We start from the raw sequence: 15390 nt of genomic DNA, 5'->3' as shown, positions 1-15390 counted from the left end.
TACGAGTTCCCGATACGTACTGGTCAGTAATATGAGTATATCCCAGCTCCCCGGCCCCTTTCGGCACTATGGGCAACGCTACGCCTTTGTGGTGGTTGCCGTCATCTTTTTATCTCTGCTGGTCTCGGCAGGCCTGCGCTCTACGCCCAGTGTCTTGCTCGTCCCGCTGGAGGAACACTTTGGCTGGAGCCGTGCAACCACGTCGCTTTCCGCGGCAGTCGGGATTTTTCTGTACGGTTTGGTGGGGCCATTTGCCGCCGCCGCAATGGAACGCTTTGGTGTACGCCGGGTATTGATTGCCGCATTGAGCTTGATGGCGGTGTCTACCGGGCTCAGCAGTTTCATGACGCAATCCTGGCATTTGCTGCTGACTTGGGGGGTGTTTTCCGGGATTGGCTCGGGCGCAGTGGCCGTTGTGCTGGGAGCGACGGTGGTCAATCGCTGGTTTGCGTCCCGCCGTGGCTTGATGATGGGTTTGCTGACTGCCAGTACGGCAACCGGGACGTTGCTGTTTTTGCCTGGCTTGGCCGCCCTCGCCTCCTCGGGTGACTGGCGGCGTGCGGTGTGGGCCGTGACAGCGGCGACCGCAGCATTGATACCCGTGGCCTGGTGGCTGGTACGTGACCGGCCTGCCAGCGTGGGTCTGACGCCCTATGGTGCTGCCCCCGATACGCCGCTGGCAGCAGCGGCGCCGCGCACAGGCTTGCTGGCAGCGACATTCGGGGCCTTGAATCGTGCGATTCGCACACGCACATTCTGGTATTTGTTTGCCACGTTTTTCGTCTGCGGTTTTACGACGAATGGCCTGGTGGGCACGCATTTGATTGCGCTGTGCGGTGACCATGGGATTCCCGAGGTTCGTGCGGCAGGACTGCTGGCCGTCATGGGGGTTTTTGATCTGATCGGCACGACGGCGTCCGGATGGCTGACAGATCGCTATGACCCACGCAAGCTGCTGTTTGTTTACTACGGGCTGCGCGGATTGGCGCTGATGTACCTGCCCTATTCCGATTTCTCGTTCTATAGCCTGTCGATTTTTGCGATATTTTTCGGTCTGGATTGGATCGCGACCGTACCGCCCACATTGCGCCTGACGACCGAGGCATTCGGCGAACGCGATGCCCCTATTGTGTTTGGCTGGATCGTCGCAGGCCATCAAGTGGGCGCTGCGTCGGCGGCGTGGATGGCGGGCTATATTCGCGACACGCAAGGCAGTTATTTGGTCGCGTTCGTGTTGGCGGGCTCTACCGGCATCATCGCGGCCATCCTGGCGCTGATGATTCGGCGCTCGGGCAGCAGATCGCCCGAGCCGAATACATTGCCGGCAACTTGAGGTTGGCTCAATAGCGATATTTCAACGCCAGATTCCCTCCCGTCTCGTGATACCCGGATTTGCCTTGGTTGCGGAACAAGGCAACGTCGAGTGCGACACGCTGATTGATGTCGCCCTCCACACCCAATTTCAATTGGCCTGTGTTGCGCCCGCCATTCATCTCGGCGCCCACTCCGTTCATACGCAATGCGTAGTTTTTGCTGGAGTGCAACCAGTTGAGCTCGAGATGGGGAGTGATAGTCGAGGTCAATCCGCTGGGAACGTGGGCAGCCGCCCGTACACCGAGCACCGTCTGCGTACGGCCACGATTCAGGAACTCGACGCGGGTACCGTTCTCCTCGCGCAGACTGTCGGATCGCACGTTTTGATAAATGATCTGCGCGTGAGGCTGCAGCACGTACTTCACGTTATTGTGCTCGGCAATCTTGGCGTTGTAGCCCAGCTCTGCCGAGGCGGTGACGCCTTTTGAGGTGTATCTCTCATTCGGCAAGTCATCGCCCTTGACCTTGTTGTTGAACCGGTTCCACAGCACCCAGCTGTCCAGGTAGATCCCCGACTGGGTATCGGCGTTTTGCTGGTAGGTGCCATAGATCCCCACGCTGTGACCATCTACCCTGCCGTGGCTGGAATAGCCTGACACACGCGATGCCGTGTGGCCACGGTAATGGCCGTATCCGCCCATGAGGCCGATCGTGAACTGATCGAGCAGGTCGGTCGAACTCGCGAGCATATCGATGCCCAGCATCACGATGTTTTTATCGCCCCGGATACGCAACTGCCCGGAGGCGTCATTGAAGTGATCGCGCGCGCCGTTGTACCGCACCCACGCACTGCCGCGATGACCATGGCCTTCGCCCTGGTAGTAGCTGCTGAGCCGGTCGTTCAGATTCATCTGGAACATGGTGTTGGCTGCCAGGGCATTGCTGTTGTAGGAACCTGCTTCGGGACGGATGATCTTTATGCGAGGTGCGAAGAGCACATCCTCGGAGAATGTTTCCTCCCGCGACGTGTCGTCGTTCGAGCGTGACAAGTCGCCTGCATTGGCCGCTACATCCGTCTCGTCCTCGGGTAACGTGCCTTTCTCTGACTGTGTGTCGTCCAATGACGGTGTTTGATCGACGTTTTCAGGTGGTGGTGCTATCTGCAGAGGTGCATTCGACGGATTATTGAACACGACAGGCGGTGTCCTGGCCACCCGGTGTTGTTGCCCGATGGGTATCCCAACGGGCCTGCCGTCCGCTGTCTGAGATGAGCCGTCCTCTGCCGGAGATAGGTCGTCCTCTGCTTCAGTTGATTGCTTGCCATTTTCCCCCGCTGATGATGCATCACTCACCAAATACCAGTTCTTCGATGCATCGGTATCTGGATAGCTGCTATCTCCTCGTACGAGCCGGTACTCATAGGTGCCCGCTACGGCGCGCTGCTTCATGATGAATTCCGCCTCTGAGTTTCCAGCTACGGTAATCAATTTGATAGAGCCGCGAGCATAATCCATAGCGGCGCCACCCCCGCCCAAGTTAACAACGTTGACTTGCGACTCGCCGCTGCTGTTTCCCATGATCACCAGTTTGTCGTGGACAATCTTGGTCCCCGGAACAAACCAAGGCGATGGGTCAGAGCGCGAATGGATCGCCATATGCACGGCACTGTTCTTTTCGCCATGGTAGTCACCCTGCACATAAAGCGTACTGCCGGCCCCGCTTGACAGGTTATGAATCCAAACATCGCCGCGGTTGGTCAGATTGCCTTTAACGGCGAAAGATTTGATTTGATTTTCGCTCGTCTCGCTCAACGTGCCGACTTGCAGCGATGCGCCGCGCTCTACCAGAATACGCTGATCCCGCGCTCTCCCAGGCTCATAGTCGGGTGCGGCCAGAGTGTTGGTTATTAACTGGGCGCCGTTTTTCACAAAGATCTGCTTTGCAGCAATGCTGTGGCCATCCATCTGCAACGCGTTGCGTGTGATGATCACTTGACCCTCAAAATCGCTGGCGTACATAAGCACCGGTTGAGCGGCGTCACCGCCCCAGATGATCAATTTGCTCTGGCGATCACCGATAACATGCACATCACTGAAGGCATAACCGTCCTGCGTCTTCATATCGACATCGACCACCACGGTTTGAGAGCCGAACAGAACCCTGCGGGTCGAGTTGAGCCTCTCGTTCACGGTTTGCTCTTCGGTGCGAAGTCTGGAGAAACGATTCGCGCGAGACGCTTGTTCAGGCGCGCCATGGCCGACATACGGGCCGAACGCAGATTGTGCCGAACTGGGTATGAGCAACGACGCCAGCAACACGTATGACGTAAGTCTCGTGGATTGCTGTGCCCATTGTTTGCGCAACGCTGGGACAATTGCCCAGTCGCGAAAACGCCTGCTTCCATTGAGGTTGAAGATCGTGATCATTGGCTTTCTCCCGCGCAATAAATGACGCGGGTTATTGAGCCATGGCCTCTCGGAAAACCAAAAAAATATGCCAAGGAAGCACAGAAACGGGACTAACCTGACAAGACCAGTTCACTCGTCACCATTATGACACGCTGCAACCGGCCTTGCCGTCACGGCGGATTCCATCCGTCTATCCAAACTCGTAGCGCAGCCCTGCCGAAATCGCCTTGCTGTTTACACCATGATGGTCGAGCTGCATGTCGACGTTGATGAACCAGTTCAGATGTGAGGAATCCTGGCGAGTGACAGCTCCTACACCCAACCAGCCACTATGCCGCGGCAGTCCAATCCCCTGCAGGGTGAACGTGGCATCGGGTACGCCGTTGAATGCCGCGGAGAATCTCAGGCTGGCTGGATTGCCGTAGCGATAAGCGCCCGCCGCCGTCAGTGTTGTCTCGCCAGCCGCCCACCGCATCGGCCCGGATCGATAGCGCATGCCGAACAATGCTGCGCTTTGTTTATACGACATATGATGCGCACGCAAGCCAAACTGGCTGCCAGTTTCTTGAAAAGCGCCACGACGCAGATGGTTGTATTCGATGCCTGTAAAAGGCGTATAGGTTGATGACCCCAAGGGCAAAACACGACCTAGCTCTGCATATGCGGATGTCACACCATCATGACGGCTGCTGGCGATATGCTCGGCCTGTCCAATCACGATGTCCCGCTCGACGTCGGTATGGATCCAATCGTGGCCCAAGCGGCCAGCCAAGTAATTTCCTGTTTCTGCGCCATAGCGCCCATAAAGAGAAAGTCCTACGCTGCGGCCCTTGGAACGGCCACCCAGCCCGTCAAAAGCTGCATTCGCCTGCGACCATGAGAATGCTGCTCCGATGATCGTATGCGAGCTCGATCGATGGTCTATCCCCAACTGCGCGCCAAACAAATACGTATCGGCGCTGGCGTAACCAGACTGCCGCAGTTTGCCATCGGCGCCCAGCATGTTGATCCATAGTCCGCCGCCGTCGTGTGCACGGCTCAGCTCGTCGACACGGTTGGACAACGCACGATTGACGATCTGTGCCTGCTGAAAACTCAATGCTTGAGACGACGCGTAGACTTCGCCTGTCAGGCTACTCAATGTGATGCCCAGGGCATCTGTGGAGTCGGCGTGTTGCAATACCGCTGCCTGCGATATGAACGCGTCGCTCACCTCAAGGGGTTCACCCTGCAATCTGCGATCCACTGCTGCAAACGAGGTCTCGACGGCAAGTGCGCCGGCTTGTAGCGCCCGCCCGTGGGCGAACAGCACCCGCGCTGCGGCGGCAACGTTATATCTGTCGATCAGCACATCGACCTGTTCGGAACCATACTCCACCGTGGCCTGGTACAAGCCAGCTATCGCGACAGCGCTGAACTCGCCAATGATCTCGCCGGCGCGCATTAGCACCCGGGCCGCCGTTGATATGTAGATCTGATCGGGCGACAAAATATGCAAGCTCGAGTCGCCGATATACGCTCGCCCGTCAATATCGAATACGGCGCCGACCGGCATATAGACATGCAACGTCGATCCCATCTCAATGTAGTCGCCTTGCACGTGCAAGCCCTTGCCCTCCAGGTACAAGTCGCCGGCATTCACAAAATCGCCGCCGATCTTGCCTCCGTTGCTGATGAGGATGGCTCCCTGAGACAGGGACAGCCAGCCTGCAACGCTGCCGTGGAGCTCCAGGACTCCTTCCAAAACTTGCGTGCCGCCGGCGTAAGTATTTTTCCCCCACAACGCCAATCTGCCACTGCCTTTTTTGATCAGCCCACGATCACCGGCAATATTGTTATAAAAACTGGATGACGGTACGGAGCTCGGGATATCGGCAATGAAATCCCCGCCCAAGGTAAGCTGCGAATCAAACAAGGCCGGGCCGCGCACGGCACGATCCGCATTCAGACGCCCCCATCCGTAGATCTCAGGCGTTCCAATATAATCCGCCGTGGAAAGCAAGGTCTGCCGCAACGCGCTGTTATCCATCCACGGATGAGCTTGAGCAACCAGCGCCGCGGTACCAACCACCACTGGAGCGGCATATGAGGTCCCGTCATACTTGCCCACAGGCCTTTCCACTGCACTGATGCACCAATTGGAGGCTTCGCCGCATGCATTCGCATAGGACGGCAATACGCCTTCAGGACTAACAGACGTCACGGCGAGCCATCCTGGTTGCAACCCGGGCGTCAGAATGGGCAGCAATGCTGGATAGGCGGGGTCTGATGCACCCGCATTCCCCGTCGCCCAAACCAGAAGCATCCCATTGTCCAGAACCGCGCGAAGCATCGTTGCCTGTATACGCCTAATGAGTGCGTCGTCGTTGTGAGCCAAGCTGTCACCGCTGCGCAGCGCTCGGATCGTCTCCTGGAGCGAATCATTCCACCCCCACGAGTGATTGACGATAGTCACATTATGTTTAAACAACTCGTCGTATAAGTCGTCGGAACCGGAATCGAAGTTCTTATTTGTCATGTATAGACGACAGCCCTGAGCAATGCCCTGAGCGTGCGCATCTCCAGCGGGCTTGCTTGCCACGATGCGGGAGACTACCAGACCGTGATCCCCCACGCCCTCGCTTCCCTCAGGCGGGGCATTGAGATATACCAAGACACCGTCCAAAGCGGAGCGATGTGGAGAAGAGTCGTCTGGCGCGACACTCCAGTCGGATATACCGACCTTGAGCCCCTCTCCGTTAAAATCAGAGGCATAAACGGGATGTGGCGCAAGGGTGCCTTTGAGCGGCCAACGAGGAACTGTGATGGTGGGCTCGCTCAGCTCGGTGACGCCATCGAGGTCTACTCTGAATAGGACCTCGTTGTTTCCATCAGAAAAAACGCGAGTTGCTTGTCCAAGCCCCTTGCCGGGCGACCTCGCCTGGGCCGCGCTGAAAGCCACTGCCAATACGCACGCCAATGCCATGATCGTCGGTGCGCATCTGTACGTGAACGTAGTCCTTCTTGAATTCATTCCCCATGCCGTTGACAGCATTGCTATTGGCGGCATTGTGATCAATGCCGGATCTGGTCAAAGCAAAGGCTGTTCCGAAGAAGAGAATTCGGACGATTAGAAACAGCAAGACCGGTCGTGGTTCATCGGCGATGGTGTTATTCCTTTTTTAGCAAGCACCGGCTCCGTACTGTTGCACAACTCAGGACGCCGCTGGCGGCGCCGTGCGCACCGTACGCATCTGATAGGCCTTGCGCCCTTTCAAATGACCGCGGATCAAGGATTCCGCCTCTTCCCCATCGCGCCGTAGCAAGGCGCCGACAAACGCCTCGTGGTCGTTCATCGCCTTGGTCCATTCGTCCAGATCGAAGTTTGAGCGGTAGCGCAGTGCCTGGACTTGCAGATTGAATCGGTCGTAGGCGTGCGTCAGCGCGGGGTTGTGCGCCGCGCGATTGATTGCGATGTGCGTGCCCATGCTGGTGGCGTAGTAGGCACGGATGTCCCGGTTGTTGTAGTGATCGCGCGTCTGCTCGTGCAACTGCGCGATGTGCGCGAGTTCTGCGTCCGTGGCACGCTCTGCCGCACTGTGGGCGGCTAAGCCTTCCAGTACCGCCAATACATCGAAGATGTTCTCGATGTCTTCGGCAGACAGCTCTATCACCATGGCGCCGCGCTTGGGCTGCAACGTCAACAACCCGTCCGAGGCCAGCATCCGGTAGGCCTCGCGCAGCGGCGTGCGCGAAATTTTCAGGCGGTCGCACAGGTCACGCTCATTGAGCCAGGTGCCCGGCTTGAGCGTGCCATCAATGATCAATTGGCGCAGCCGTTCAGCCACGACGGCCGGCAAAGTGGGATGGTGAATGGCCAAATCCAGGGGGGATTGGTCAGAAACCGAAGCTTCAGCGTTAGCCATGGGTTGTTCGTACGTCCTAAATCGTCTATTGTTGTATCTGGTATACCAAACACCAAAGGCATACCAAGCCTGTGCCAATCATAGAGCAAGCCATGCCCGGACAGGCTCACATACTGAGGAGACATACCCCTATGCATACCCCCGTTCGTGCCTGGGCCAGCGCCCTGGCGATCACCACACTGCTATCCGCCGGCGCCCCTGCTCTAGCCCAGGACGCGTCGAAATGGCCTGAACGGCCGATCCGCCTGGTTGTCGGTTTCGTGCCCGGCGGCGGCACAGATGTGTCGGCGCGCATTCTGTCGGCGAAACTTTCCAGCGTTTTAGGCCAGCAGATCGTCGTGGAAAACAAACCCGGCGCCTCGGGCTTGATCGCGTCCGATTACGTGGCCAAGGCGGATCCCGATGGCTATACGCTGATGCTGGCCAATATGCAGTCGACCGTGTCCGCGCCCTATGTGGTCCAGTCGGATATCGACCCGAGCAGGGATTTCACCGCCGTGCGCTACATCGGGTCGGTGCCGAATGTATTGGTGATCAATCCCACCAAGCACGACTACAAGACAGTACAAAATCTGATCGACGACGCCAAGGCTCATCCCAAACAACTGCTATACGCGTCATCCGGCCAGGGCAGCCCGCAACATCTGAGTGCCGCCCGGTTCTCGCAAATTGCCGGTGTGGAGATGGAACACGTGCCGTATAAGGGCAGCGGCCAGGCGATGACGGACCTGTTGGGCGGCAACGTGGACATGAATTTCGATACGTTGCCAGGCGCGATCGGTCAGGTCCAGGCCGGCAAATTGCGCCCACTGGCTGTCACCAGCGCGCAGCGCAGCAAGCGTTTGCCTGAGGTCCCCACTCTGGGCGAGGCCGGCATCAAGGGGATGGACATCATCCAATGGTATGCCTTGCTGGCGCCTGCCAAATTACCCAAACCGATCCTGGACAAGCTGGACCAGGCCGTGGCACAGACCCTGGCCGATCCTGATATCCAGGCGAAACTGGCCGACCAAGGTATGGAGTTGGGCGGCGGTCCCGAGACGCCGGCCGAGTTCGCCAGCTATATCAAGGACGAATGGAGCAAATACGGAAAAATCACCAGCAGTCTGGGCTTGACCAAGCAATAGGCCATCTCGGCTCACCCCGATGGCCGGTCTTCTCAGACGTCCATACGCAATTTCTTTGACTGACCCTGCAGCCTGTCGGCTGCGCCCTTTTCCCACCCGGCATCAATATCGAGGCTGATCGGAGATCTAATGAACGCAACTTCCACCACCAACGCTGCCGGCGAATCGCTGGTTCAGGTGCAACGCGATGGCGGCATCGTGACTGTCGTCCTGAACCGTCCGGAAAAGCTCAATGCCTTCACCATCGATGGCTGGCGATTGCTGGGCGATACCTTTCTGGAACTGAACGAGGATGACAGCGTGCGCTGCATCGTGTTGCGCGGCGCGGGTGAAAAGTCCTTTTCGCCGGGCAACGACATCAGCGAATTCGAAACCTCGCGCAGCAATAAAAAACAAGCCGTCGCGTACGGCGCGGTCATGCGCCGCACGATCGAGTCGCTGGCCAACTGCCGTCATCCGATCGTGGCCCAGATTCATGGGATTTGCGTGGGCGGCGGGCTGGAGATCGCCAGCCTGGCCGACATCCGCATTTGCGGCGAGAGCTCGCGTTTTGGCGTGCCGATCAAGAACCTCGGTCTGGTGATGTCCTATTCGGAACTGTCGCCCCTGGTGCGTCTGGTGGGCCCCACGGTAGCACTGCAGGTGCTGCTGGAAGGCACGATTTTCGACGCCAGCGAGGCCCTGCGGCTGGGCGTGGTCACGCGGGTAGCAGCGGACGATCAGGTCGCCGCCGAGGTCCAGGCGACCGCACGCCGCGTCGCCGAAGGCGCGCCGCTGGTGGCGCGCTGGCACAAGAAATTTGTCCGCAATCTGATGTCAGGCACGCCATTGACCGACGCCGATCGCGACGAGGCCTTCGATTGTTTTGATACGGAAGACTTCCGCACAGGCTATCGCGCGTTTTTGGCGAAAGAAAAACCCCAGTTCAACGGACGCTGAGCCCGTTTCAGGAAACACTATGGAAAAGCACGCTTCCGATACCCCCTCTGCAACCGGCGCTGCCAAAGGCGCGTTGGCAGGCATGCGCGTGATCGAGTTGTCGCAGATCATGGCGGGCCCCACCTGCGGCATGATGTTGGCCGACTTGGGCGCCGACGTGATCAAGGTTGAAAAAATCAACGGCGGCGACGATTCACGGCAGTATCGAGACCCGCAGATCAATGGAATCTCGGCGCCGTATTTGATGCTGAACCGGAACAAGCGCGCCATCGCGCTGGATTTGAAGCATCCCGAGGGCAAGAAGGTCCTGCTGCGCATGATCCGGGACGCCGATGTCGTCACGGAGAATTTTCGCAAAGGCACGATGGAGAAACTGGGCCTGGGTTACGAGACGCTGCGCAAGGAAAATCCTGGTCTGATCTACTGCGCGGTATCGGGCTATGGTTTGTCGGGTCCCTATGCGGACAAAGGGGGCTTTGATCTGGTCGCTCAGGGTTTCTCGGGCCTGATGGCGATTACCGGTGAGCCCGGCGGCCCGCCGCTGCGTACGGGGAACTCGGTGGCCGATATCAATGCGGGCTTGCTGGCGGCGTTCGGCGTGTTGGCGGCGTACCAACACAAGCAACGTACAGGCGAAGGCCAGATCGTCGAGACTTCGTTGCTGGAGGCCAGCCTGCAGCAGTTGTATTGGCATGCCGCGATTTATTTTGGCAGCGGCGTATCGCCTGGGCCTACCGGGTCGGCGCATGTCCTGAGCACCCCGTACCAGGCGTTTCCTACAGGCACGGACTGGATCATCATCGGCGGGGCCAACGAAAAGAACTGGCAGCGTATTGCAGCGGCGTTAGGTAAGCCTGAATGGGCCGAGGATCCACGCTTTGCGCGCAACCGGGACCGGATGAACAATCGCGATGAACTTGTCGAAAGTATGTCCGCTATCTTGAAAACGCGTAGTGCGCAGGAATGGCTGGATATTTTCGATGAGGCTGGCGTACCGGCTGGGCCCGTGCATTCAATCGCACAGGCGCTGTCGCATCCGCAGACATTGGCGCGCGGTATGGTGGTGGAACAGGAGCACTCCGTTGCGGGTACGGTGCGTACCGTGGGGATGCCGGTCAAGCTGTCGGCTACACCGGCGCAGTACCATCGGCCTGCTCCGCAGCTGGGTGAGGATACGATCGCTATTCTGGGGGAGTTTGGCTATAGCGAGTCGGAGATTGATGCTTTGATCAATGCGGGGGTTGTGGCGGCGATCGATCGCGAGGCTGCTACCGCGTAGGTGTGGCGTTTTGTGGATTCGGTTAGGGGTGTGGGTTAGGTGCGGAGGGTGGCGTGCTTATTGGACGTCGAGCCGAGGCAATCGGGCCGTGGGGGCTTCACAAAGCCGGTCCGGCGCGCGGGCGCCGGACACCGTGTTCGCTCGTTTCGTCCGCGCCTTCGCGCTCCCTTCAACGTCCGCTCCACTCGGCTTTGAGGCGCCCCCACGGCCCGATTGCCTCGGCTCGACTCGCAGTAACTCAAGCTCATCACATCGCTGGCACGGCTGTTTTGCTTGGCGTTTTTCTGTGACCGTGTTGGCAAAGAGGAAGATCTTGCGGGGCTGCTATTCGCGCGTGCCCTGCACACGCGCGAATAGCGATCGGTCCGGGCATGCGGCGAGGTGGCAGGGTGCCAGGTTGGAAGATCTGCTTGGCTAGAGTTAATGCATGCGGAGATACGTCGCACATCTTTGGATGTCGCGCAGTCGTGGAGCGAACAATCGCCTGTTTATCTATGAGAAATCGTTGCTCGAGAGATCTTCTGTTTGCCACCGATGCCAAAGCCCTCGCATGCAGATCACGAACGCTATTCATTGGCGCGCCCATAGGCGCCAATGAATAGCCGCCCTGCAAGATTTTCATCTTTGCAGAAATCATCGCCTACGAAGCCTACGTAGACCACCCGTGCCAGCGACGGGGGAATCAGAGATGCTGTGAGTCGAAGCGGGGCAGTGACTGTGTTGGCGCGCCTCGGAGTCGAGCGAGGGAAACCGAAGGAGCGTAGCGACGAGGTTGACGAAGCGGTGTCGGCCGCGCAGGCGGCCGACCGACTCCGTGAAGCGCCAACACGGTCACTGCCCCGCTTCGACGTCCAATAGAACTCGCCCCTTCCGTCAGCAACCCAGACGTGGCAAGCCAGAAGCCTACGCACAAAAACAGGCGTACTCACCGCAACCGACTTACACCTCACCCAGATACGCCGCCCGAACTTTCGGATCTGTCAGCAATTCATTTGACGGCCCCGAGAGAGTCAGCTCACCGGACTCCATCACATAGCCACGATGGCTATGTTCCAACGCGAGTTTGGCATTCTGCTCGATGAGCAAAATGGTCACGCCCTCGTTGGCAATGGTGCGTACGACTTCGAAGACTTTTTCCACCATCAAGGGCGCGAGGCCCATCGAAGGCTCGTCGAGCAGCAGCAATTTGGGGCGCGCGATCATGGCACGGCCCATGGCGACCATCTGCTGTTCACCGCCGGATAACGTGCCAGCCGCTTGTTTACGGCGTTCGGCCAAGCGCGGAAACAGCGTGAACACACGCTCAGTGTCCTGCCGTACCTGTGCGGCGTCGCGTCGCGTATATGCACCCATGGCCAGGTTTTCTTCGATGGTGAGCTGGCCGAAAATGCCTCGCCCTTCGGGAACCATCACCAGGCCGCGACGCACAAGTTCAAATGATTTGCGGCCATTGATGGATTGGCCATCGTAGTGCACATCGCCGCCTGCCAGCGGCACCAGGCCGCATATCGCTCGCAGCGTGGTGCTCTTGCCTGCGCCATTCGCCCCGATCAGGCAAACGAGCTCGCCCGCATCGACGTGCAGGTCGATACCTCGCACGGCACGGATACCACCATAGGCAACCTCCAGGCCGCGCAGATCCAATAAAGGTGGGGTTGCGCTCATGATTGGGGATGCTCCGCAGGGATCGCCTGGGCATCCTGGGCAGCGCCCGCACCCAAATAGGCTTCGATGACTTTGGGATCGCGTTGGACCTGGGCCGGCTTGCCCATGGAGAGGACCTTGCCGTATTCCAGGACGAGCACGCGATCGCACAGTCCCATGACGAGTTTCATATCGTGTTCAATCAACAGTACGGTGATCCCGTCGTTGCGGATCTTTTCGATCAATTGACGCAGGACCACGGTTTCGGATGCATTCATGCCCGCGGCGGGTTCATCCAGCGCGAGCAGCTTCGGCTCGGTGGCGAGTGCCCGGGCGATCTCGAGGCGCCGCTGATCGCCATACGACAACGAGCGTGCCACGTCGTTTGCACGCGCGCCGATGCCGACGTAGTCGAGCAACTCGTGCGCACGCTGTTCGATGGCGGACTCCTCTGCACGCGTGGCACGGGTGCGAAACACCGCGCCAAACACGCCCGCGCGCGTGCGGACGTGACGGCCGATCATCACGTTTTCGATCGCGCTCAGATTGGCGAACAAGCGAATGTTTTGAAAGGTGCGCGCGAGGCCGACTTCGGCGACCTCGTGCGGCTTGCGGCCGATGAGGGATTCGCCGTTGAACGTGCAGCGGCCGTCTTCAGGGATATACAGGCCGGTCAACACGTTGAACAGCGTCGTTTTACCCGCACCGTTGGGGCCGATCAGGCCGTAGATCTCGCCGGCTTGGATATCGAAGCTGACGCCCGATAGCGCCTGCAGGCCGCCGAAGCGTTTGCCCAGGCCTTCGGCTTGCAAAATGATGCTCATGCCTGGCCTCCGTTAGTGCCGGCCAACTCGCGTTTACGCACGGCAGACGGCCACAGCCCTGCGGGACGGAACAGCATGACGCACACCATGGCCAAGCCAAACAGCAACATACGGATGCCCTCGGGGTCGAGTACGACCTCGCCAAAAATCAGGCGCTGCACGGGCTCGACAACGGCACGCAAGAACTCGGGCAACGCCGCCAGCAGGATCGCCCCCAGAATCACACCCGGAATATTGCCCATGCCGCCGAGTACGACCATGCACAATACGGAGATGGACTCGGTCAGGCTAAAGCTCTCAGGGCTGACAAAGCCCTGCATCGACGCAAACAACGCCCCCGCCACACCGCCAAACGAGGCGCCCATGGCAAACGCCAGGAGCTTCACGTTGCGGGTGTTGATACCCATCGCCTTGGCGGCGGTCTCGTCTTCGCGGATAGCCTCCCAGGCGCGGCCGATGCGGGAATTTTGCAGACGCATGCATACCAGGACGATCAACAGCGTGATGCCCAACAACAGGTAGTAATATTTCTCGGGGCTGGTGAACCGCATCCCCATGATGGTTTCTGAACGGCTGAACATGAATTCGCCAATCTTGAAACCATCGATGCGGTTGATGCCCTGCGGCCCGTTGGTGATATTGACCGGCGCATTCAAGTTATTCAGAAAGATGCGGATGATCTCGCCAAACCCCAAGGTCACGATCGCGAGGTAATCGCCACGCAGTTTCAAGGTCGGCGCGCCGAGCAACACACCAAATACGCACGCCAGGCCCAGGCTGATAGGCAGAATGGCCCAGAACGGCAGATGCAGGCCGAAATGCGGCGAGGCCAATAGTGCCCAGGCATAAGCGCCCACGGCATAGAACGCGATATAGCCCAGGTCCAGCAGGCCGGCAAAGCCCACAACAATGTTCAGGCCTAAAGACAACATCACGTACAGCAACGCAAAGTTGACAATACGCACCCAGCTTTGTCCGGCCATGCCCAGCACAAACGGCAACACGGCCAGGACAATGCCTATCAACACGATGCCCAGCAGATGACGGCTCGAGAGGCCGCGAGAGGATGTGGTGGTATTCATGCGCGGTCTCCTACGCGTTCGCCGAGCAGACCCGACGGGCGGAAGATCAATACCAGCACGAGCACGACGAAGGCAAACACATCCTGATAATGGCTGCCGAGGAATCCGCCGGTGATGTCGCCGATATAACCCGCGCCCAGGGACTCGATGATGCCCAGCAACAAGCCGCCCGCCATCGCGCCGACCAGATTGCCGATCCCACCCAGCACGGCAGCGGTAAAGGCCTTCAGGCCCAGCATGAAACCCATGGTGTATTGCGCCACCCCATAATAGGTGGTGACCATCATGCCGGCGATCGCGGCCAACGCGGAACCGATTAAAAACGCCGCCGAGATCACCGTATTGATGTTGACCCCCATCAGGCCCGCCACCTCGCGGTTTTGCGCGGTAGCGCGCATGGCCGTACCCAACCGGGTTTTGTGAACGACCGCAAGCAAGGCGCCCATGATCAACGCCGCGATCAGCACGATGGCCATCTGCAGCGAGCTCATGCGGGCTCCGGCCAGCTCGAACACCCGCGGTTCCAGGACCTGGGGGAAATTCAGGTAATTGCGCCCCCACACCATCATGGCGAGGTTCTGCAGAATGATCGATACGCCGATAGCGGTGATCAATGCGGCCAGGCGCGGCGCGCGGCGCAATGGCCTGTAGGCCACGCGCTCGGCAGTCCAACCCACAGCCATGCACAAAGGCACCGACACCAATAAACCTACCCCCAGTACGGCAAAAGCCGAGACGGTGGGATCCCCGCCGACCAGCGCGGTAGCGATCATGGTGGCCGCCATGGCACCGATCATGACGACATCGCCATGCGCAAAATTGATGAGCCCGATGATGCCGTACACCATCGTATAGCCCAACGCGACGA

General features: G+C 59.0%; 12 protein-coding genes. 5 read left to right on the top strand and 7 right to left on the bottom strand.

Annotated features, from left to right (window positions below; genetic code table 11):
* The first annotated feature begins 31 nt into the window (after window positions 1–31).
* Window positions 32–1333: an MFS transporter gene (locus tag ACYVI2_RS11320; RefSeq protein ID WP_415820641.1), complete on the top strand. Its 1302-nt coding sequence runs from the start codon at window positions 32–34 to the stop codon at window positions 1331–1333.
* A 7-nt stretch (window positions 1334–1340) separates the two neighbouring features.
* Here the strand turns inward: ACYVI2_RS11320 and ACYVI2_RS11315 are convergent, their stop codons facing one another.
* Window positions 1341–3740, bottom strand: coding sequence for an autotransporter family protein (locus ACYVI2_RS11315; RefSeq protein ID WP_415820640.1), 2400 nt, complete (start codon window positions 3738–3740; stop codon window positions 1341–1343).
* A gap of 172 nt (window positions 3741–3912) precedes the next feature.
* Window positions 3913–6375, bottom strand: coding sequence for an autotransporter domain-containing protein (locus ACYVI2_RS11310; protein WP_415820639.1), 2463 nt, complete (start codon window positions 6373–6375; stop codon window positions 3913–3915).
* Window positions 6376–6526: 151 nt separating this feature from the next.
* Between ACYVI2_RS11310 and ACYVI2_RS11305 the strand changes: the two genes are divergently transcribed.
* Window positions 6527–6835, top strand: a complete 309-nt coding sequence (locus ACYVI2_RS11305) for a hypothetical protein (RefSeq protein WP_415820638.1) — start codon at window positions 6527–6529, stop codon at window positions 6833–6835.
* A gap of 81 nt (window positions 6836–6916) precedes the next feature.
* On the opposite strand, the gene ACYVI2_RS11300 is transcribed toward ACYVI2_RS11305, so the two are convergent.
* Complete coding sequence (locus ACYVI2_RS11300; RefSeq protein WP_415820637.1) at window positions 6917–7627, bottom strand: GntR family transcriptional regulator; 711 nt, start codon at window positions 7625–7627, stop codon at window positions 6917–6919.
* A gap of 131 nt (window positions 7628–7758) precedes the next feature.
* On the opposite strand from ACYVI2_RS11300, the gene ACYVI2_RS11295 reads away from it, so the two are divergent.
* From ACYVI2_RS11295 to ACYVI2_RS11285, 3 genes are all read left to right on the top strand, one after another.
* Window positions 7759–8754: a Bug family tripartite tricarboxylate transporter substrate binding protein gene (locus tag ACYVI2_RS11295; protein WP_415820636.1), complete on the top strand. Its 996-nt coding sequence runs from the start codon at window positions 7759–7761 to the stop codon at window positions 8752–8754.
* Between the two features lie 129 nt (window positions 8755–8883).
* The gene (locus ACYVI2_RS11290; RefSeq protein WP_415820635.1) at window positions 8884–9693 is read left to right on the top strand and encodes an enoyl-CoA hydratase/isomerase family protein; all 810 of its coding nucleotides are present in this window, start codon (window positions 8884–8886) and stop codon (window positions 9691–9693) included.
* Between the two features lie 19 nt (window positions 9694–9712).
* Window positions 9713–10972 carry a CaiB/BaiF CoA transferase family protein gene (locus ACYVI2_RS11285; protein ID WP_415820634.1) on the top strand — a complete coding sequence of 420 codons (1260 nt, stop codon included), beginning with the start codon at window positions 9713–9715 and terminating at the stop codon, window positions 10970–10972.
* A 939-nt stretch (window positions 10973–11911) separates the two neighbouring features.
* On the opposite strand, the gene ACYVI2_RS11280 is transcribed toward ACYVI2_RS11285, so the two are convergent.
* From ACYVI2_RS11280 to ACYVI2_RS11265, 4 genes are read right to left on the bottom strand one after another with little or no spacing between them, the layout of a single operon-like run.
* The gene (locus tag ACYVI2_RS11280) at window positions 11912–12637 is read right to left on the bottom strand and encodes an ABC transporter ATP-binding protein (protein WP_415822157.1); all 726 of its coding nucleotides are present in this window, start codon (window positions 12635–12637) and stop codon (window positions 11912–11914) included.
* The gene (locus ACYVI2_RS11275; protein WP_415822159.1) at window positions 12634–13440 is read right to left on the bottom strand and encodes an ABC transporter ATP-binding protein; all 807 of its coding nucleotides are present in this window, start codon (window positions 13438–13440) and stop codon (window positions 12634–12636) included. The genes ACYVI2_RS11280 and ACYVI2_RS11275 overlap by 4 nt, the downstream gene beginning before the upstream one ends.
* Window positions 13437–14522 carry an ABC transporter permease subunit gene (locus ACYVI2_RS11270; RefSeq protein ID WP_415822160.1) on the bottom strand — a complete coding sequence of 362 codons (1086 nt, stop codon included), beginning with the start codon at window positions 14520–14522 and terminating at the stop codon, window positions 13437–13439. The genes ACYVI2_RS11275 and ACYVI2_RS11270 overlap by 4 nt, the downstream gene beginning before the upstream one ends.
* On the bottom strand, window positions 14519–15370 hold the full coding sequence (locus ACYVI2_RS11265; RefSeq protein WP_460490312.1) for a branched-chain amino acid ABC transporter permease: 852 nt from the start codon (window positions 15368–15370) through the stop codon (window positions 14519–14521). The genes ACYVI2_RS11270 and ACYVI2_RS11265 overlap by 4 nt, the downstream gene beginning before the upstream one ends.
* Window positions 15371–15390 lie beyond the last annotated feature (20 nt).

The sequence above is a fragment of the Bordetella tumbae genome (assembly GCF_054780995.1).
The sequence above is the reverse complement of the archived record's forward strand: the minus strand, read 5'-3'. Positions and strand labels throughout refer to the sequence as shown.